We start from the raw sequence: 17,433 nt of genomic DNA on the forward strand, positions 1-17,433 counted from the left end.
CGAAGGCAGGGGAAATCCAGAAATGCGACAGGGCACCCGCAAGGGCCTGATGACGGTGGCGGCGGCCACCGGTGTGATCGCCGCCGCGAGCGGCTACGCCCAGGCCGCCTCGGGCGCGGCCGGCTCCGCGATCGGCTCGCCCGGCGTACTGTCCGGCAACACGGTGCAGGTGCCGGTGCACGTGCCGGTGAACGTCTGCGGCAACACCGTGAACGTCGTCGGGGTTCTCAACCCGGCGGTGGGCAACCGGTGCGCCAATGACGACGGGGGCAGTTCGGCGGGGCACGGCGGCTCCGGCGGCCAGAGCGGCTCCGGCGGCTCGCACGCGGGCGGCCACACGAGCGGTTCGCCCGGCGTCGGCTCCGGCAACACCGTTCAGGTGCCGATCGACGCTCCGGTGAACGTGTGCGGCAACAGCGTGAACGTGGTCGGCGTCGGCAACGCCACCCAGGGCAACGAGTGTGCCAACGGCGGCGGTCATGACAGCCGGCCGCCGGGCGACGGGCACGGGAACCCGCCCGGCAACCCCGGGCATCCGGGCCAGCCGGGACATCCCGGTCAGCCGGGCCACCCGGGTCACCCCGGTCAGCCGGGGCATCCCGGTCACCCTGGCCAGCCGGGTCACCCCGGTCAGCCGGGTCACCCCGGTCAGCCGGGTCACCCCGGTCAGCCGGGTCACCCCGGTACCCCGGGCCACCCGGGGACGCCGGGCCACCCGGGCACCCCGCCCGCCAAGGGGGGCCACACGCCCCAGGGCTCGTCCCAGGTCCAGCAGCAGGGCGGCCGTTCCGGCCAGCCTTCGACCCCCGACCAGCTCGCCCACACCGGCAGTGACGTGCCGCTGGGCATCACGCTGCCGGTGGGCGCGGGTGCGCTGCTCGCGGGTACGGTGCTGTACCGCAAGGCCCGGGCCTCGGTGTAGCGCGTAAGGCCGCAGGAAACGGAGCGGGCCCTGCCTCGGCGGCGGGGCCCGCTCCGTTCATGCTTCCTGCCTCACCACGTGGCCCGCACCTGGCGGATGATCCGCCGGCGCAGCCGCACCCTGCGGCTGCCGTCGCGCAGCAGGCTCAGTCGGTCCAACTCCCAGTGTCCGTACTCGGCATGGTCCGTCAGCAGACGTGTGGCCTCCTTGCGGGACACCCCGCGAGGCACGTACACGTCGACAAATTCGTATTCCGGCATCGCATCTATTGTGCGGGCTGGTGCCCGGTACGGATAGCGTCTGCACTATGTCTGATGCTGTGCAGCCCACCGCTGCCGAGGTACGCGCCGCCGCCGAGGCAATCAAGACCGCGCTCGATCGCCATCTGGCGGCGGTCGAACGCAGGTCGGGGGAGGACGACCCGGCCGTCTACGAGGCGTTCAACCAGCTCGCCGCGGCCGCCGAGGCGTACGACGAGCTGCTCTACGACCTCTATGACGAGGTCACGCCCTTCGAGATCCCCGGTGCGGAGGACTCGCTGCCGCCGTACGCGGGCCCCGAGGAACCCAACGCGATCAGTGTGCTGATCCGCCGCGACTACGCCGTGGCGGAGCCCCAGCGACTGCTGGCGCAGGCCCAGCGGGTCGAGGCGGTGGAGTACGAGGAGGGTGGCGGCGTGGGCGAGGATGCCGCCGGTACGGTCCATGGCGCGCTGGGCATCCTGTTCGGCGAGTTCGAACCGGACGAGATCGCCTCCCGGCACAAGGAGTTCGGCCTGGAGGAGGGCGACTCCACGCTCTGGGTCACCGCCGCGGACGAGCCGGCCGAACCCGGTGAGTGGCTGGCCGCCCCGTTCGAGCAGATCGACCCGCAGCGAGTGGTGTGCCGGTTCGACGTCAGCGCGGTGTTCGACGAGGACGGCTCCGACGACATCGACGAGGACGATCTCGAGTACGACGGCGACGACGAGGATCTGGAGCCGCTGGACGCGGAGCGGTGAGGATGCGGCGGTGCCGTGGGGCCGAGGCCGTACGGCACCGCCGGGAATCCACCGTCCTGGTTGATCGCCGCCGGGGAAGGGTCAGCCCCCGGCCGCGATCTGAGTGCGCAGCAGCGTCTGCAGGCGGGTGGTGCGGGGCTTGGCAGGGGTCTCCGCCACCGCCTTCGGGAGTGCCTGGTCCACGCCGTGTACCACCGAGAGGTGGCGCTCGGCCCGGCTGAACGCGGTGTACACCCACGGTCTGCTCAGCGCCTGGGCGGCGTCGCCGGGAAGGACCACCACCGCGGCCGGCCAGCGGCTGCCCTGCGCCTGGTGCGCGGTCAGTGCCCAGCCGTGCCGTACGCACTGCTCCACCCGCTCCCGCGGTACGACCACGGGGGTGCCCGCGCACTCCAGGTGCAGCCCGTCGCTGTCGGCGTTCACCACCCGGCCCGGCACCGAACGGCCCGGCGCGGGGGCGTAGGCGATCCGGTCGCCGGGGTCGAAGCCGCCGAAGCGGCCGGGGCCCGGGTTGAGGCGCCCCTTCAGGGCGGCGTTGAGAGCACGGGTGCCCGCGGCGCCGCCGTGGCCCGGGGTGATCACCACGGTCTGCTCCGGCGGCACGCCGATCGCCCGCGGCACCGAGTCCGCGACCAGCTGCACGGTCCGGTGCACCGCCTCGCCCGCGTCCCGCACCGGCACGATGACGACCTCCTTGCCGGGCGCCTCGACCTGGTTCAGCTCGCCGATGCCGATGCCCGAGACCAGCTCGCCGAGCGGGCCGGGGTCGGGGAGGCGGGAGGCGATCTGCGGGCAGGCGCGGGCCGCGAGCAGGTCGGCGAAGACCCGCCCGGGCCCGGCCGACCACAGCACTGCCGGGTCGCCGCTCAGCACCAGCCGCGCCCCGTCGGGCAGCGACTCCACCAGCACCGCGGCGCTCTCCACGTCGAGTTGGGGCGCGTCCAGCACGATCAGCAGATCGAGGTCCAGGGCGCCGTCCGCGTCCCGGCCGGGGCCCTCGGCGCCGGAGAGCAGGCCGGCCACCGTGCCCACGGCCTCCTCGTCGGCCTCCTCGCCCAGCAGCGTGGCGAGGCGACGGCGCCCGTCGGGGGTGTGGCAGACGGCGAAGGCACGCAGGCCCGCGGCACGGGTGGCGCCGAGCAGCGCGGCCGGTTCGGCGCGGGCCGCCTCGCCGCCGGTGTGCAGCACCAGGCCGTGCAGCGCGAGCGCGCGGGCCAGCTCGGCGGCACCGCCGGGCGCCCCGGCCGCGGCCGTCTCCCACGGCTCGGCGGCCTCCTTGGACAAGGAGTTGACCAGGCGGGCCAGGCCGTCGGCGAGGCTCTCCTCGGCGAGCGCGTACCGCTCCAGGCCGACGAGGACGCGGACCGGTCGTTCCTCTTCTTCCTCGTCCTCTCCCTCGCCCTCCTCGCCGTTGCTGTCCCGGGGCGCCGGTGCCCCCGGCTCCTCCAGAGCGTCCTGGAAGGCCAGCGCCTCGCCTTCCGCGAGCGTGCCCTGCACGGCCGCGTCCGGGTCCGGCACGCCCCGCTGGGCCAGCGCCGCGGTGAGCGTCGGCAGCTCCAGCGCGGTGTGCCCGGCCAGCGCCGCCTGCTCCAGCAGCCAGCCGGTCACCGCGCGGCTGCGCCGCTCGTCGTCCGGGCCGCATGCCGCGCCGAGCAGCGCCCGCGCGAACCCGTCGGCCTGCTCCGGCCTTACGCCGGTGATCCGCAGCAGCTGCCAGGGATCCTCGCGCAGCGTGGTGTCGGCGCCCTCGCCGAGGGCAGCGGCCACCTGAGGCGCCAGGGCCTCGGGTGCACCGCCCTCGCCCAGCACCCGGCGGACGGCCTCGACGGCCTCCGGGGCGGGGGCGCCGGGCGCGGCTGCGGCCGGGGCCGGCTGCGGCCGGCGTACGGGCTCGGGGGCGGGGCGGCGCGGGGCGGGCTCGGGCTCGCCGAAGACCGTGGCGGCCGGCTTCTCGCCGCTTTCCACCGCGCGGATGGCGGCGAGCAGGTCGGCCGCCTTGCCGCTCAGCTTCGCGCCGCTCTCGATCGGCGCCCGCTCGGCCTTGCGCTGCTCGATCCGCTCCCGCTCGATCCGCTGCGCGGCCAGCTCGGCCTCCGCCTCGGACAACTGTGACGAGCCTTCGCCTTCGGCGCTTTCAGCCCGCTCGGTGTCTTCTGCCGTCCCGTCCCCGGCCGCACGGCTGTCCTCGGGCGCCGTCTCCTGCCCCTGGGCCTCAGGGACCTCCGGGGCGTCCGGGGTCTCGGGCCCGGCTTCCTCCGTGGTCTCCGGCTCCGTGCTCACAGCGTGCTCCAGTCGTGATCGGGATAGCGGTGCACGGGCGCTGACACGTCGTCCAGCGCCCGGCAGATCTCGTCAGGAAGACTAAGGGCCTCCACTGACAATGCCGCCGTGAGCTGCTGCGCGTTGCGCGCGCCGACGATCGGGGCGGCAACGCCCGGCCGGTCCCGGACCCAGGCGAGGGCCACCTGGAGCGGGGTGACCGCGAGCCCGTCCGCGGCCGTCGTCACCGCGTCGACGATGCGGGTCGCCGTGTCGTCCAGGTACGGCTCGACGAACGGCGCGAGATGCTCCAAGGCTCCGCGCGAGTCCGGGGGAGTGGTGTGCCGGTACTTGCCGGTCAGCACACCGCGGCCCAGCGGGGAGGAGGGCAGCAGGCCGACGCCCAGGTCGAGCGCGGCGGGCAGCACCTCGCGCTCGACGCCGCGCTGCAGCAGTGAGTACTCCAGCTGTGTGCTGGCCAGCCGGGTGCGGGTGCCCGGTGCGGCGAGCTGCCAGGTGGCCGCCTTGGCCAGCTGCCAGCCGCAGAAGTTGGAGACCCCGGCGTATCGGGCGCGCCCGCTGCTCACGGCCAGATCGAGGGCCTGGAGCGTCTCCTCCAGCGGGGTGTCGGGGTCGAAGGCGTGAATGTGCCACACGTCGACGTAGTCGGTGCCCAGGCGGGCCAGCGAGGCGTCGAGGGCGGCGAGCAGATGGCCGCGCGAGCCGTCGAAACGGCGGTCGGGGTCGGGGACGCTGCCCGCCTTGGTGGAGACGACCAGGTCCCGGCGTGGCACCAGGCCCTCCATGAGCCGTCCGAGCAGGTACTCCGCCTCTCCGTCGCCGTACACGTCCGCGGTGTCGACGAGGTTTCCGCCGGCCTCCCAGAACGCCTTCAGCATGTCCGCGGCGTCGTGCTCGTCGGTGTCCCGGCCCCAGGTGAGGGTGCCGAGTCCGATCCGGGACACGCGCAGGCCTGTGCGGCCGAGATGCCTCTGCTCCATGTGCGCGAGATTACTGGCCAGAACTGGTGCCGTGGGTTGCCTGTGGATAACTCTGTTCACCGTGATCGAAGGGGTGACCGGCCCCTGATCCCGGTCACGCACTGCCGCAGGTCCCGGCGCCGCGCTAAGGTCTGCGCCAAGGGACGTTACTCACGGGTAAGGGGATCGGCCATGCAGCTCGGGATCAACCTCGGCTACTGGGGTGCCGGGATGGACGCGGACAATCTCGCCGTGGCGCAGGAGGCCGAGCGGCTGGGCTACTCCGTGTGCTGGGCCGCCGAGGCGTACGGCTCCGACGCGGCCACGGTGCTCAGCTGGGTCGCCGCGCAGACCGAGCGCATCGACGTCGGCTCCGCCATCTTCCAGATCCCCGCGCGGCAGCCGGCGATGACGGCGATGACCGCGGCGACGCTGGACTCGCTGTCCAAGGGCCGTTTCCGGCTCGGGCTCGGCGTCTCCGGCCCGCAGGTCTCCGAGGGCTGGTACGGCGTCAAGTTCGACAAGCCGCTGGCACGCACGCGCGAGTACGTGGAGATCGTACGCAAGGCGATGACGCGCGAGCGGCTGTCCTACGAGGGCGAGCACTGGACGCTGCCGCTGCCCGGCGGCCCGGGCAAGCCGATCAAGCTGACCGTGCACCCGCAGCGCGAGCACATTCCGCTCTACATCGCCGCCATCGGGCCGAAGAACCTGGAGCAGACCGGCGAGATCGCCGACGGGGCTCTGGTGATCTTCCCGTCCGCCGAGCACCTCGAGGACACCACCGTCAGCTATCTGCGCGCCGGGCGGGAGAAGGCCGGCAAGACCCTCGACGGGTTCGACATCTGCCCGACCCTGCCGCTCGCCGTCGGCGACGACAAGGACGTGGCCCGGCTCGCCGACACCTTCCGCCCCTACACCGCCCTGTACGTGGGCGGCATGGGCAGCTTCAAGCAGAACTTCTACAACCAGCTCGCGCGGCGCATGGGATACGAGAAGGAGGCCGCCGAGATCCAGGAGAAGTACCTGGCCGGCGACAAGCAGGGTGCCGCGGCCGCCGTCCCGCAGGACCTCATCGACCAGACCACGCTGCTCGGCTCGGTGGAGCGCATCGCCGACCGGATGAAGGCCTACGCCGCCGCCGGGGTCACCACCCTCTCCCTGGCCCCGGCCGGCTTCACCCTCGACGAGCGGCTCGCCTCCCTGCGGGCCGGCAGCGAGGCCCTGGAACGCGCCGGGCTCGCGTAGCACCAGGAGATTTCAGCGGCCGTGGTGGGGGCTCGGGGGTCTTCCCCGCCACGGCCGTCACGGGAACAACGCGCCCGGCGCCGCTCGGTTACGACCCCGTGTTCCTCCTGTCGGTCGAGCCGGTGCGCCCTGCTGTTGCGACTCCTCTCTGTCCGCATTTGACTCGTTCTTTGCGGAATCCTGCGGAATGTGCAGAGAGGTGTCTTCCATGTTGTCGGCCAAGAGTCTGTTCCAGGAGATCCTCGACGACGACGAGTCCTTCCGGCTCTTCTGCTCCATCGCCGCCGGCGGCGAGTCCCAGGGCGGGTGGGAGAACGGGCGGATCGCCGCGCTGGTACCGCAGAGCGAACGCGCGCTCGCCCCCAAGATCGCCCGCCACGGTGCCGACGAGGACAAGCACGGGCGCATCTTCAACGCCCTCATGAAGAAGCGCGGCCTCGCACCCGTTCCCGTCCCGCCCGAGACCGACTACACGATGCTCCTGGAGCGGCAGGGCATCGGTCTCGCCCACGACAGGCTCCGGCGCGAGGAGCCGCTCACCGTGCGCGACATCATCGTCTACCTCTCGCACAGCAGGGTCACCGAACAGCGCGCCGCCGACCAGATGGTGATGCTCCGCACGTGCTTCGGCGACCACCCCGAGGTCGGCAAGGCCGTCCGCATGATCTCCCACGACGAGGACAACCACCTCGCCTACACCCACGAGGAACTGCTGCGCCTCGCCGACGCCGGGCACGGCCGGCTGATCCAGCGCACCCTGCGCGCGTGCGCGCTCGCCGAGATCCGCGTCTACCGGGACGTCAGCCTCGCCGTCATGGCCCACATGGGCCGCATCCTCGGCTGGCCCAGGGGCAGGCGCGCCGTCCTCACGGCCGGCATCCACGCCGTGTACGCCTACGAGCGCCTCGGCGGCTGGCACCGCATGGTGACCCTGTGCATGCCCGAGCGCCGCAACCCCCTCGGCGGGCCCGCCACCCCCGCTCCCGGGTTCGCCTGAGCGGCCCTCACAGCCAGCCGCGCTGCTTGAACAGGCGGTACAGCAGCACCTCCAGAGCGGCCATCAGCAGGATCACCGCCGGGTAGGACGGCAGCCAGTGCAGCTCGGGCATGTGGTCGAAGTTCATGCCGTAGATACCCGCGATCATCGTGGGGACCGCGGCCATCGCCGCCCAGGCCGAGATCTTGCGCATGTCGTCGTTCTGCCGCACGCTCATCTGCGCCAGATGCGCCGACAGGATGTCCGACACCAGCCGGTCCAGGCCCTCCACGGACTCGTTCACGCGCGCGAGATGGTCGTTCACGTCCCGGAAGAAAGGCCGCGCCTTGTCGTGCACGAACGGCACGGCACCGCCGAAGGGGCCGGTGCCGGCCAGCCGGGTCAGCGGCAGCGCGAGCGGTCCGGTGGCCCGGCGGAACTCCAGGATCTGCCGCTTGAAGGTGTAGATGCGGGAGGCGGTGTGGCGCGAGCCGCCGCCGCCCGGCGAGAACACCTCCGCCTCCAGCTCCTCCAGGTCCGTCTGCAGCTCCGTCGCCACCTCCAGGTAGTGGTCGACGGTGGCGTCGGAGATCGCGTACAGCACGGCCGTGGGGCCCTTGCCGAGCATCTCCGGCTCCTCCTCCAGCCGGTGCCGTACGGCCGCGAGCGAGGCCTCGCCGTGCCGGACGGTCACCACGAAGGCATCGCCGACGAAGATCATGACCTCGCCGGCCGAGACGGTGTCGCTCTCGGGCTCGTACACGACCGGCTTGAGGACCATGAACAGCGAGTCGTCGTACACCTCCAGCTTGGGCCGCTGATGGGCCTTGAGGGCGTCCTCGACCGCCAGTGGATGGAGCCCGAACTCCTCGGTGACCAGGTCGAACTCCCGCTCCGAGGGCTCGTACAGCCCGATCCACACGAACCCGCCCGCCGCCCGCGCCTCGTCCAGCGCGTCGGAGAGGTCATCCGGGCCCTCGCTGCGGTGCCCGTGGGTGTAGATGGCGCAGTCCACGATCACGGAGCGCATTCTCCCTTCGCCCGGCCGCCTGCGCATGTCGCGATGCGCTTACCCTGGGCGGCATGCCCACGCTGATCCTCGTCAGGCACGGACGGTCCACCGCCAACACCTCGGGAGTGCTCGCCGGGTGGACGCCGGGCGTCGCCCTGGACGAACGCGGGGCCGCGCAGGCCGCCGCGCTGCCCGGACGGCTCCAGGCGCTGCCGATCTCGGAGGTCGTCGTCAGCCCCCTCGAGCGCTGCCAGGAGACCGTACGGCCGCTGCTCGACGCCCGGCCCGGGCTGCGCGCCCACACCGAGGAGCGGATCGGTGAGTGCCACTACGGCGACTGGTCCGGCCGCAAGCTCGCCGAGCTGAAGGACGAGCCGCTGATGGAGGTCGTCCAGGCGCACCCGTCGGCCGCCGCCTTCCCGGGCGGCGAGTCCATGCGGGCCATGCAGACCCGCGCCGCCGAGGCCGTACGCGAGTGGAACGCGCGCGTGGAGCGCGACCACGGCGCCGACGCCGTCTACCTCATGTGCTCGCACGGCGACATCATCAAGTCGCTCGTCGCGGACGCCCTCGGACTTCATCTCGACCTGTTCCAGCGGATCTCCGTGGAACCGTGTTCCATCACTGCGATCCGCTACACCCGTCTCAGGCCGTTTCTCGTTCGTCTCGGCGACACCGGCGATTTCGCCTCTCTTGCCCCGCGCGAGGAACCACCGGAGGAAGACGCACCGGTCGGGGGCGGTGCGGGCGCACCGTGATCGTCGGGCGCAGTAGGGTGAAGCGATCCGCGCAGTCGCCTTCACGCACGGCTCGCACCGCAGTGACTCTCGAATCCAATGGAGACAGGACGTGTCCCGTCAGGTGTTCCTCTACGATCCGCCGGACCGCTTCGTGGCCGGCACGGTCGGGCTGCCCGGACGCCGTACGTTCTTCCTCCAGGCCACCGCAGGCTCCCGGGTGACCAGCGTGGCTCTGGAGAAGACCCAGGTCGCCGCGCTCGCCGAGCGCATGGACGAGCTGCTGGACGAGGTCGTACGGCGCAGTGGCGGCAGCGCGGCCGTCCCCGCCATGACACCCTCCGAGATCGCCGACACCGGCCCGCTGGACACCCCCGTCGAGGAGGAGTTCCGGGTCGGCACCATGGCCCTGGCCTGGGACGGCGAGGAACAGCGCATGATCGTGGAGGCCCAGGCTCTCGTGGAGCTGGAGGCCGACACCGAGGAGGACCTCGCCGAGGCCGAGGAGCGGCTGCTCCAGGACGAGGAGAACGGGCCCCCGATGCTGCGGGTCCGGCTGACCGGCGCGCAGGCCAGGGCCTTCGCCAAGCGCGCCCTCGACGTCGTCAACGCCGGGCGGCCGCCGTGCCCGCTGTGCAGCCTCCCGCTCGATCCGGAAGGACACGTATGTCCGCGCCAGAACGGATACCGCCGCGGAGCCTGACGGCCGATCCGCACGCCGTCGAGCTGCTCGCGCTCGGTGACCTGTCCGTGCGCGGCCGGATCCGAGAGGCGTCCAACGCGGCGCTGTTCTGCACGGTCGCGCTGGACGGCCGCGAAGCCTCCTGTGTGTACAAGCCCGTGGCCGGCGAGCGCCCGCTGTGGGACTTCCCCGACGGCACCCTCGCGGGCCGCGAGGTGGCCGCCTACGAGGTCTCCGAGGCCACCGGATGGGGACTCGTCCCGCCGACCGTGCTGCGCGACGGACCGTACGGCGAGGGCATGTGCCAGCTGTGGATCGACGTGAGCGCGGAGGCCGAACTGCTCGCCCTGGTCGACGGCGAGGAGCCCGAGCCGGGCTGGAAGGCGATCGGGTTCGCCGAGGTCGGCGAGGGCCGCACCGCGCTGCTGGTGCACGCCGACGACGAGCGGCTGCGCCGCCTCGCCGTCCTGGACGCCGTGATCAACAACGCCGACCGCAAGGGCGGCCACCTGCTTCCCACCACGGACGGACGGCTCTACGGCATCGACCACGGGGTCACCTTCAACGCCGAGAACAAGCTGCGCACGCTGCTGTGGGGCTGGGCCGGGGAGCCCCTGACGGCGGAGGCCGTCGACGTGCTCAAGGGGCTGGGGACAGGCCTCGCCGAGGGCGGGGAGCTGGCCGCGCGGCTGGCCGGGCTGATCACCCCGGCCGAGATCGAGGCCACGCGCGCGCGGGTCGACGTACTGCTCGCCTCCGGCCGGCACCCGGAGCCGGGCGGGGAGTGGCCGGCCATCCCGTGGCCGCCGGTGTGAGCACATCGGCAGCCGATGTGCAAGAACGCAGAACCGGCCATCCGGCTTGAGCCCGTTCGTATCCGCAGCTCGTGGCCGGTTAGGCTCATGTACATGCATGCCTGGCCCGCTTCCGAGGTCCCCGCCCTGCCTGGTCAGGGCCGCGACCTGAGGATCCACGACACCGCGACCGGCGGTCTGGTCCCCCTCGACCCCGGTCCCGTCGCCCGTATCTACGTCTGCGGCATCACGCCGTACGACGCGACCCACATGGGTCACGCGGCGACCTACAACGCGTTCGACCTCGTTCAGCGCGTGTGGCTCGACACCAAGCGGCAGGTCCAGTACGTCCAGAACGTCACCGACGTCGACGATCCGCTGCTGGAGCGCGCCGAGCGGGACGGCCTGGACTGGGTCGCCCTCGCCGAGAAGGAGACGGCCCTCTTCCGCGAGGACATGACCGCCCTGCGGATGCTCCCGCCCCAGCACTACATAGGCGCCGTCGAGGCGATACCCGGCATCGTCCCGCTCGTGGAGCGGCTGCGGGAGATCGGCGCGGCTTACGAGCTGGAAGGCGACATCTACTTCTCCGTCGAGTCCGACCCGCACTTCGGCCAGGTCTCGAACCTGGACGCGGCCGCCATGCGGCTGCTGTCCGCCGAGCGCGGCGGCGACCCGGACCGCCCGGGCAAGAAGAACCCGCTCGACCCGATGCTGTGGATGGCGGCCCGCGAGGGCGAGCCCAGCTGGGACGGCGGCACCCTCGGTCCGGGGCGCCCCGGCTGGCACATCGAGTGCGTGGCCATCGCCCTCGACCACCTCGGCATGGGCTTCGACGTCCAGGGCGGCGGCTCCGACCTGGCCTTCCCGCACCACGAGATGGGCGCCTCGCACGCCCAGGTGCTCACCGGCGAGTTCCCGATGGCCAAGGCGTATGTGCACGCCGGCATGGTCGCCCTGCACGGCGAGAAGATGTCCAAGTCCAAGGGCAACCTCGTCTTCGTCTCCCGGCTGCGCCGGGACGGCGTCGACCCGGCCGCGATCCGGCTGGCCCTGCTCTCCCACCACTACCGCTCCGACTGGGAGTGGACCGACCAGGTCCTCCAGGACGCCGTCGATCGTCTCGGCCGCTGGCGCTCGGCCGTCTCCCGGCCCGACGGCCCGTCCGCGGACGCGCTCGTCGAGGAGATCCGCGAGGTCCTCGCGAACGACCTGGACGCCCCCGCGGCGCTCGCCGCCGTGGATCGCTGGGCGGCCCGTCAGGAGGCCGACGGCGGCACCGACGCCGGTGCGCCCGGCCTCGTGAGCCGGGCGGTGGACGCACTGCTGGGCGTGGCGCTGTAGCCCAGGTAGGGCAAAGGGGCGGTTCCCACCCGGGGAACCGCGCCTCTTCGCTGCTCAGTCCTCCCCGACGGCCCGTCCGCGGACGCGCTCGTCGAGGAGATCCGCGAGGTCCTCGCGAACGACCTGGACGCCCCCGCGGCGCTCGCCGCCGTGGATCGCTGGGCGGCCCGTCAGGAGGCCGACGGCGGCACCGACGCCGGTGCGCCCGGCCTCGTGAGCCGGGCGGTGGACGCACTGCTGGGCGTGGCGCTGTAGCCCAGGTAGGGCAAAGGGGCGGTTCCCACCCGGGGAACCGCCCCTCTTCGCTGCTCAGTCCTCCGACGTGTCCTCGTCGCCGCCCTCCGGGGAGCCTTCCGAGGAACCCCCGGCGGGTCCGGTGGGACCAGCGGGTCCGGCGGGACCTTCGGAGGAGCCTTCCGCGGTCCCGGACGCTCCCGGCTTCGGCGGCTTCGGCGGCCGCGTCCTGCCGCTCGGGTTGTCCCGCAGATACGAGGTGTCCTGGCCGTCCGCCGTCGCGTGCCCGCCCGGCGGGCTGACGTCCCGGCGCCGCAGATAGCGCTCGAACTCGCGGGCGATCGCCTCACCGGACGCCTCCGGCAGCTCGGCGGTGTCCCGGGCCTCCTCCAGCGTCTGGACGTACTCGGCGACCTCGCTGTCCTCGGCGGCCAGCTGGTCCACGCCCACCTGCCAGGCCCGCGCGTCCTCGGCCAGCTCGCCCTGCGGGACGCGCAGGTCCAGCAGGTCCTCCAGACGGTTCAACAGCGCCAGCGTGGCCTTGGGGTTGGGCGGCTGGGAGACGTAGTGCGGTACGGCCGCCCACAGCGACACCGCCGGGACGCCCGCGTGCGTGCACGCCTCCTGCAGGACGCCGACGATGCCCGTCGGGCCCTCGTACTTGGTCTCCTCCAGGTCCATGCGCTGGGCCAGGTCCGGATCGGACGTGACCCCGCTGACCGGAACCGGACGCGTGTGCGGCGTGTCACCGAGCAGGGCGCCCAGGATGACCACCAGTTCCACGCCCAGCTCGTGCGCGAAGCCCAGCAGCTCGTTGCAGAACGAGCGCCAGCGCATGGATGGTTCGATGCCCCGGACCAGCACCAGGTCGCGCGGCTTCTCGCCGCCGACCCGGACCACCGACAACCTTGTCGTCGGCCACGTGATCTTGCGCACTCCGCCGTCCATGAACACCGTGGGGCGGTTCACCTGGAAGTCGTAGTAGTCCTCGGCGTCCAGCGCCGCGAACACCTCGCCCTTCCACTCGCGTTCCAGATGCGCGACCGCCGTGGAGGCGGCGTCGCCGGCATCGTTCCAGCCCTCGAACGCGGCCACCATGACTGGGTCGATCAGCTCGGGAACCCCCTCCAGCTCGATCACCCAGTGCCTCCTTCCGACGTGCCCTCGCCTGACGTCCCAACCTTACGGCGTCCGGCGGGGGCGACCGCAGCCCCCTTGCCCGGGGGATGCACGGATCACTGCCCCGTTCGCAAGTGCGGAACACCCCAGCGCTCCACTCGGGCAAGTGGGCCGGCCCAAGGGGCGCGGGGAACTGCGCGACCAGCCACAACGAGCCGCCACTGACAAGACGGCCCGCACCCCTGCGGCGCCTCTCGGCCGAACTCACAGCGTGGACCGCAGCCACTGCTCCACGCTCGCGATGTGCACGGTCGCCCAGGAGCGGGCCGCCTCCGCGTCCCGGTCGCGCAGCGCGGCGAGGATCGCCCGGTGCTCGCGCAGGGTGCGGCCGACCGCGTCCTCCTGGGTGAGCCCCCGCCAGATCCGGGCCCGGGTGGTCGGCCCCGACAGCCCGTCCAGCAGCGAGCACAGCACCGAGTTCCCGGCGCTCTGCACGATGCCCCGGTGGAACTCCAGATCGCAGGCGACCAGTTCCTCCACCGAGGGCGCGGCCCCGAGCGCGTCCAACTGGGCCGAGAGCGCGTCGAGTTGCTGCTCGCTGATGCGCAGGGCCGCCATCGCCGTCGCCGCCGGCTCCAGGATCCGGCGCACCGCGAGGAACTCCAGCACCGTGTCGTCGCGGTGGAAGTCCACGACGAAGCTCATCGCCTCCAGCAGCAGCTGCGGATCGAGGCTGGTGACGTAGGTGCCGTCGCCCTGCCGCACATCCAGGATCCGGATCAGCGACAGGGCCCGTACGGCCTCCCGCAGGGAGTTGCGGGACAGGCCGAGAGCGGCGGCGAGTTCGCTCTCCTTGGGCAGCCGGTCACCGGGGCGCAGAGCACCGGAGACGATCATGTCCTTGATCTTCTCGATCGCCTCGTCGGTGACTGCCATGACCGGCCTCCCTGTCGCCCAGACATCCGATGTCTCAGCACATTATGCGGGCACGACCTGGGCTGTTCGGGTGACCTGACCGGGCCCACCCCGAGGGTGGCTGCCCCGTCCCCCCGTCTCGAACTGTGGTTCTACGAGGTCATGTACGGTGTCGGAGACCATCGGAACATCAGGAGTGTCCTCATGTCCCAGGAACTGCGTGCCGTCGACTGGACCGGCACCGGTCTCACGCTCGTCGACCAGACCCTGCTTCCGCACCGCACCGAGACGGTGGATGTCAGTGATGTGGACACCCTGGTGGATGCGATCCAGCGGCTCGTGGTGCGCGGTGCGCCCGCGATCGGGGCGGCGGGCGGCTACGGCGTGGCGCTCGCGCTGCTCCAGGGGGAGCGCGAGGGCTGGACGGACGGCGAGATCCTGCGGGCCATCGCCCGTATCCGCGAGGCGCGTCCGACCGCGGTCAACCTGATGGTCTGCGTGGACCGGGTGACGGCCCGTCTCCCCGAGGGCCTCGACGCGGTGCTGGAGGAGGCCGCGGCGGTCCAGCGGGAGGATGTCGAGGCGAACCGCGGGCTGGCCGCGTACGGCGCCGACTGGCTGCTGAAGAAGGCCGGCGAGGACCGCCCGCTGCGCATCCTGACCCACTGCAACGCGGGCGCGCTGGCGACGGCCGGGTGGGGCACGGCACTGGGCGTGGTACGTGAACTGCACGCCCGGGGCCGCCTGGAGGTCGTGTACGCGGACGAGACGCGGCCCCTGCTCCAGGGCTCCCGCCTCACCGCCTGGGAGCTGGCCCAGGAGGGCATACCGCACTACGTCCAGGTCGACGGCGCGGCTGCCGGCACCATCCTGCGCGGTGCCGTCGACGCGGCGATCGTCGGCGCCGACCGCATAGCGGCCAACGGCGACACCGCGAACAAGGTCGGCACCGTGGGCGTCGCCCTGGCCTGCGCGGACGCCGGGATCCCGTTCCTGGTGGCGGCGCCCACGACCACGGTGGACCTGTCGACGGCCACCGGGGACGACATCCCCATCGAACTCCGCGACGAGGCCGAGGTCCTGGAGTGGGCGGGGGTACGGACGGCCCCCGTCGGGTCCCGCGGCCACAACCCCGCGTTCGACGTCACGCCGGGGCGCCTGGTCACCGGTCTGGTGACCGAGCGGGGTGTGCTGGAGGTGTCGGCGGGCGAGCTGCCCGCAGACCGGTTGCGGTGACGACGATGAAGGCCACGGCGTCCGACCGTGGCCTTCCCCGGTTCAGCGCCGGAAGAGTTCCAACTCCAGCAGCCACTCCACCACTTCCGTGTGATGCCGGGCCTGGCGTGGATCCGCGCCCCACACGTACAGCCCGTGCCCGGCGACGACCACCGCGGGCATGCCCGGGTTCCGGGCCGCCTCCAGACGGTCGCCCAGTTCGCTCATGTCCTGGCTGTTGGCGATGACCGGAAGCGTCACCTCGACGTCGTGGGCGGGCTGGCCGACGCCCTTGAGCATCTCCAGGTCCCGGAAGACGATCCCGCCCGGCTCCCGACGGCCCATCGCGACCGACGCCACGGTGTGCACGTGGACGACCGCGCCCGCGCCGGTCAACGCGGCCACGCGCGCGTGCAGTTCGGCCTCCGCCGACGGCCTCCCGCCGTGCACCGCGGCGCCCTGCCCGTCCACCAGCACCACGTCGCGCGGCGTCAACTCGCCCTTGTCGTGACCGCTCGCCGTCACCGCGAGCCGCAGCGGAGCGCGGGACAGCACCATGGACAGGTTGCCGGAGGTGCCCCGCATCCAGCCGAAGGAGGCGAAGCGGGCGGACTCGGCGGCGAGGACCGCCCCCGCCTCCTCCAGTTCGCGTGCGCTGATGCAGGCGGTCACGAGGTGCTCCTTGCAACGGTGATCTGGTCGAACGCCCCCGCCTGCGCGTGGTCCCCGACACCCTGCTCGTAGTAAGGCTCTCCCGGCCGCCGGATCCCGACGGTCCGCCAGCCCGCCGCACGGGCCGCGTCCAGCTCGCCGGGACGGTCGGAGAGGAAGAGGAGGCGGCCCGGCTCCACACCGGTCGCCGAGGCGATACGGCGGTACGACTCCGGCTCCTGCTTCGGTCCCGCGTTCTCGGTGTCGTACAGGCCCGAGACCAGCGGCAGCAGGTCCCCCTCGGGCGTCGAGGAGAACCACGCCCGCTGCGCTGCCACCGACCCGGACGAGTAGACGTACAGCCGCAGCCCCGCCGCGTGCCAGGCCCGCAGGGCCGGGACCACGTCGTCGTAGAAGTGCGAGACGAGGTCGCCGCGTGCGAAGCCCTCGGACCAGATGACGCCCTGGAGGGTCTTCAGCGGCGTCGCCTTGCGGTCCTCGTCCAGCCAGGCGTCGAGCGTCTTCTCGACCTGTACGGCGTCGGCGTCCGGCTCGCCCGTCAGCTCCCGCACCTGCGCCACCGCCCGCGCCACCTCCGGGTCGTCCGCGCGCTCGGTCAGCAGTGCGGCGAAGCGGGAGCGCGCGTACGGGTACAGCACGTCCACGACGAACCCGGTCGCGCTCGTGGTGCCCTCGATGTCGAGCACCACGGCGTCCACGTCGTAGTACGGAGTCATGCGCCGGCCTTGTCCGTCGCGTAGCCCGCCGCGACCGTGTCGTAGTCCGGGAAGCGGGCGGCGATGGCCGAGCCGGTGAAGGTGCCGATCCAGCCGTCCTCCTCGTGGAAGAAGCGGATCGCGGTGAACGACGGCTTCGTGCCCATGTCGAACCAGTGCGTGGTGCCGCGTGGCACGCCCAGCAGGTCGCCCTTCTCGCAGAAGACCGCGTGCACCTCGCCGTTCACGTGCAGATAGAAGATGCCGGAGCCGGAGACGAAGAAGCGGACCTCGTCATCGTCGTCGTGCGTGTGCTCCTGCAGGAACTTCTCGCGGGCGGCCTTCGCCTTCACCGGGTACTCGGGGTCGTCGCCGGGGTGCAGGCCCAGGACGTCGACGGTGGTGAAGCCCTCCTCGGCGTTGAGACGGTCGATCTCCGGCCCGTACGCGGCGAACACGGCCTCGCTGCCGGCGTCGGACGGCACGTCCTCGCGGACCGGCCACTGCTCGTAGCGCACACCGAGCGGCTTGAGCGCCTCGGCGATCTCGGCCGGGTCGGCAGTACGGCGGAGCACCGTCTCGGGGCCGGACTCCGGCCAGGTCGTCAGCAGGGTCATGGAAGCAACTCC

General features: G+C 72.6%; 18 protein-coding genes and 1 pseudogene. 10 read left to right on the top strand and 9 right to left on the bottom strand.

The genetic code is table 11. From position 1 onward, the window contains the following. Window positions 1–22 precede the first annotated feature (22 nt). Entirely contained in the window at window positions 23–922 is a 900-nt protein-coding gene (locus tag AQI88_RS11765) for a chaplin family protein (RefSeq protein WP_066996303.1), read from the top strand. Window positions 923–993: 71 nt separating this feature from the next. Here the strand turns inward: AQI88_RS11765 and AQI88_RS11770 are convergent, their stop codons facing one another. Then, a complete protein-coding gene (locus AQI88_RS11770; RefSeq protein WP_014671721.1) occupies window positions 994–1,182 on the bottom strand; it encodes a DUF5703 family protein in 189 nt (62 codons plus the stop codon). Window positions 1,183–1,229: 47 nt separating this feature from the next. Between AQI88_RS11770 and AQI88_RS11775 the strand changes: the two genes are divergently transcribed. Beyond that, window positions 1,230–1,922 carry a hypothetical protein gene (locus AQI88_RS11775; protein ID WP_066996305.1) on the top strand — a complete coding sequence of 231 codons (693 nt, stop codon included), beginning with the start codon at window positions 1,230–1,232 and terminating at the stop codon, window positions 1,920–1,922. An 81-nt stretch (window positions 1,923–2,003) separates the two neighbouring features. On the opposite strand, the gene AQI88_RS11780 is transcribed toward AQI88_RS11775, so the two are convergent. Both AQI88_RS11780 and AQI88_RS11785 read right to left on the bottom strand, forming a co-directional pair. Then, on the bottom strand, window positions 2,004–4,202 hold the full coding sequence (locus AQI88_RS11780; protein WP_066996308.1) for an ATP-binding domain-containing protein: 2,199 nt from the start codon (window positions 4,200–4,202) through the stop codon (window positions 2,004–2,006). Then, complete coding sequence (locus AQI88_RS11785) at window positions 4,199–5,182, bottom strand: aldo/keto reductase (RefSeq protein ID WP_066996311.1); 984 nt, start codon at window positions 5,180–5,182, stop codon at window positions 4,199–4,201. The genes AQI88_RS11780 and AQI88_RS11785 overlap by 4 nt, the downstream gene beginning before the upstream one ends. Before the next feature lie 171 nt (window positions 5,183–5,353). Here AQI88_RS11785 and AQI88_RS11790 point away from each other — a divergent pair, with 171 nt between their 5' ends. Both AQI88_RS11790 and AQI88_RS11795 read left to right on the top strand, forming a co-directional pair. Further along, window positions 5,354–6,409, top strand: coding sequence for an LLM class F420-dependent oxidoreductase (locus tag AQI88_RS11790; protein ID WP_066996315.1), 1,056 nt, complete (start codon window positions 5,354–5,356; stop codon window positions 6,407–6,409). A 208-nt stretch (window positions 6,410–6,617) separates the two neighbouring features. Further along, the gene (locus tag AQI88_RS11795) at window positions 6,618–7,406 is read left to right on the top strand and encodes a hypothetical protein (RefSeq protein ID WP_066996318.1); all 789 of its coding nucleotides are present in this window, start codon (window positions 6,618–6,620) and stop codon (window positions 7,404–7,406) included. A 7-nt stretch (window positions 7,407–7,413) separates the two neighbouring features. Here the strand turns inward: AQI88_RS11795 and corA are convergent, their stop codons facing one another. Further along, the gene (gene corA / locus AQI88_RS11800; RefSeq protein WP_066997147.1) at window positions 7,414–8,406 is read right to left on the bottom strand and encodes a magnesium/cobalt transporter CorA; all 993 of its coding nucleotides are present in this window, start codon (window positions 8,404–8,406) and stop codon (window positions 7,414–7,416) included. Window positions 8,407–8,468: 62 nt separating this feature from the next. Here corA and AQI88_RS11805 point away from each other — a divergent pair, with 62 nt between their 5' ends. From AQI88_RS11805 to AQI88_RS44950, 5 genes and pseudogenes are all read left to right on the top strand, one after another. Then, complete coding sequence (locus AQI88_RS11805) at window positions 8,469–9,155, top strand: histidine phosphatase family protein (protein WP_066996321.1); 687 nt, start codon at window positions 8,469–8,471, stop codon at window positions 9,153–9,155. Between the two features lie 91 nt (window positions 9,156–9,246). Then, complete coding sequence (locus AQI88_RS11810; RefSeq protein WP_066996324.1) at window positions 9,247–9,837, top strand: DUF3090 domain-containing protein; 591 nt, start codon at window positions 9,247–9,249, stop codon at window positions 9,835–9,837. Further along, entirely contained in the window at window positions 9,801–10,631 is an 831-nt protein-coding gene (locus AQI88_RS11815) for an SCO1664 family protein (protein ID WP_208615763.1), read from the top strand. Before AQI88_RS11810 ends, AQI88_RS11815 begins: the two co-directional genes overlap by 37 nt. Before the next feature lie 93 nt (window positions 10,632–10,724). Next, a complete protein-coding gene (mshC, locus tag AQI88_RS11820; RefSeq protein ID WP_066997153.1) occupies window positions 10,725–11,954 on the top strand; it encodes a cysteine--1-D-myo-inosityl 2-amino-2-deoxy-alpha-D-glucopyranoside ligase in 1,230 nt (409 codons plus the stop codon). Between the two features lie 63 nt (window positions 11,955–12,017). Further along, window positions 12,018–12,209 (top strand): annotated as a pseudogene (locus tag AQI88_RS44950) (cysteine--1-D-myo-inosityl 2-amino-2-deoxy-alpha-D-glucopyranoside ligase); the annotation flags it as partial. Between the two features lie 54 nt (window positions 12,210–12,263). Here AQI88_RS44950 and AQI88_RS11825 read toward each other — a convergent pair. Together AQI88_RS11825 and AQI88_RS11830 are read right to left on the bottom strand one after the other, a co-directional pair. Further along, window positions 12,264–13,328, bottom strand: a complete 1,065-nt coding sequence (locus tag AQI88_RS11825; protein ID WP_079057524.1) for a PAC2 family protein — start codon at window positions 13,326–13,328, stop codon at window positions 12,264–12,266. Between the two features lie 243 nt (window positions 13,329–13,571). Continuing rightward, window positions 13,572–14,243 (bottom strand): FadR/GntR family transcriptional regulator, encoded by a 672-nt coding sequence (locus AQI88_RS11830; RefSeq protein WP_066996327.1) that lies wholly within the window; start codon window positions 14,241–14,243, stop codon window positions 13,572–13,574. A gap of 183 nt (window positions 14,244–14,426) precedes the next feature. On the opposite strand from AQI88_RS11830, the gene mtnA reads away from it, so the two are divergent. After that, complete coding sequence (gene mtnA / locus AQI88_RS11835) at window positions 14,427–15,458, top strand: S-methyl-5-thioribose-1-phosphate isomerase (RefSeq protein ID WP_066996330.1); 1,032 nt, start codon at window positions 14,427–14,429, stop codon at window positions 15,456–15,458. Window positions 15,459–15,500: 42 nt separating this feature from the next. Here mtnA and mtnB read toward each other — a convergent pair whose 3' ends face one another. Genes mtnB through AQI88_RS11850 form a run of 3 tightly spaced genes read right to left on the bottom strand, consistent with a single transcriptional unit; the run spans window position 15,501 to window position 17,421 of the window. After that, a complete protein-coding gene (gene mtnB, locus AQI88_RS11840) occupies window positions 15,501–16,109 on the bottom strand; it encodes a methylthioribulose 1-phosphate dehydratase (RefSeq protein ID WP_066996333.1) in 609 nt (202 codons plus the stop codon). Beyond that, window positions 16,106–16,825, bottom strand: a complete 720-nt coding sequence (gene mtnC, locus AQI88_RS11845) for an acireductone synthase (protein ID WP_066996336.1) — start codon at window positions 16,823–16,825, stop codon at window positions 16,106–16,108. Before mtnC ends, mtnB begins: the two co-directional genes overlap by 4 nt. After that, complete coding sequence (locus tag AQI88_RS11850; protein WP_066996339.1) at window positions 16,822–17,421, bottom strand: 1,2-dihydroxy-3-keto-5-methylthiopentene dioxygenase; 600 nt, start codon at window positions 17,419–17,421, stop codon at window positions 16,822–16,824. Before AQI88_RS11850 ends, mtnC begins: the two co-directional genes overlap by 4 nt. Window positions 17,422–17,433 lie beyond the last annotated feature (12 nt).

Source organism: Streptomyces cellostaticus (assembly GCF_001513965.1).
Classification (GTDB): Bacteria; Actinomycetota; Actinomycetes; order Streptomycetales; family Streptomycetaceae; genus Streptomyces; species Streptomyces cellostaticus.